Origin of the sequence: Methylobacterium sp. WL18 (assembly GCF_008040015.1) — a bacterium.
GTDB lineage: Bacteria > Pseudomonadota > Alphaproteobacteria > Rhizobiales > Beijerinckiaceae > Methylobacterium > Methylobacterium mesophilicum.
Genome location: NZ_VRVD01000922.1, coordinates 1 through 1,409, shown reverse-complemented (window position 1 = coordinate 1,409; position 1,409 = coordinate 1). Strand labels below are relative to the sequence as shown.

1 protein-coding gene and 1 pseudogene are annotated in these 1,409 nt (G+C 73.7%); both read right to left on the bottom strand.

Going from position 1 to position 1,409, the window contains the following annotated elements; translation table 11 throughout:
- A partial coding sequence (locus FV228_RS29745; RefSeq protein WP_147857729.1) for a lysophospholipid acyltransferase family protein occupies positions 1-702 on the bottom strand: 702 nt, incomplete at its 3' end.
- 242 nt (positions 703-944) lie between these two features.
- Positions 945-1,409, bottom strand: a pseudogene (locus FV228_RS29740) (phytoene desaturase); the annotation flags it as partial.

The window sequence follows — 1,409 nt, the reverse complement described above, 5'->3', positions numbered from 1 at the left end:
GGCCAGCCGCGCGGCGAGGCGCCGCCAGAGATCGTAGACGCCGCCGACGCCCTTGCGGCCGGCGACCAAGGCCCGGAAGCGATCCGGCTCGCGGCTGATCACGTCGCTGCTGAGTCGATCGAGGGTCGCGGTCAGGTCGGCCTCCAGGCGGGCGAGCCGATCCGTCCGCGACAGGGCCGCCAACGCCGCGCCCGAGATCCCCGGCCCGAAGGCCGCGAAGGCCCCGGCCCCGCGCTCGTCCCAGAACGCGTATTCGAGGGCGAGCGGCACGAACAGCGCGTCGGGGGCGATCTCGGCCAGCCGGGCCACACCGGGGCGCAGGCCGAGGGGCCGGACGCGGGTGTCGACGAAGCGCCCTTGCGCGGTGATCCAGAGGGCCGTGCCCGATCGCGTCAGGATCGACCGCGCGGCGGCCAGGAACTGTGCGGCGCCCCGGGCGCTGTCGAGGTCGACCCCGAAGGCGCCGATCCGCTCGAACACCCGGTAGCGCGCCAGCATGGCGGCGTCGAACGGCGCCCGATTCTCGCGACCCGGGAAGAGCCGGCCGGACAGCACGATGATCACCGCCGCATCCCACCAGGCGGGGTGGTTGCAGTAGATCACCAGCGGGCCGGCATGGTCCTGGGACGGCGGTACGCTCCAGTGCGGCAGGCGCAGGGCGTCGAAGTGCCGATGCAGGTAGCGCTCGAACCACGCCTCCATGAAGCGGCGGATCGGGGGTGAGACCGGGCGCAGGGGGGCGGGCGGCGGACGGCGCCGCTGTTTCCCTCCCCCCTCTGCGGGGGAGGGTGGCCCGCGAAGCGGGTCGGGAGAGGGGAGCGAGGCTTCTGGAAAAGTCGCGACAATCGCCTCATCCCGTACCGTCGCGCTGCCCCTCTCCCGACCCTCGCTGACGCGAGGGCCACCCTCCCCCGCAGAGGGGGGAGGGGATGGAAGAGTGGAACTCACGCCGAGGCGCGCAGCGTTCCGCGCGCGTCCTGGTCGTGCGCGTCGGCGGCGATCCAACCCGACATCATCACCATCGGCATGCCGGGGCCGGGATGGGCGGCGCCGCCGGCGAGGTAGAGGCCGCGCACCTGCCGCGAGCGGTTGCCGGGCTTGAACGCGCCCATCACCCGCCCGTGCGAGGCCAGGCCGTAGATCGCGCCGTTGAGCACCCGGTAGCGCTCGTGGATGTCCTGCGGGGTCAGGTGGCGCTCGACGACGATGCGTTCCTCCAGGTCGGGCATGCCGGCCGTGCGCTTGAGCTTGTCCAGGATGGTCCGCCGGTAGTTCTGGAACAGGGGGCCGTCCGGACGCCAGTCGTGGTGCGGGCGCAGGTAGGGCGTGTGCACCAGGACGTAGAGCGCCTCGCCGCCCTCGGGGGCCACGCTCGGGTCGGTGGAGGAGGGGGCCGCGAGGTAGGCGGT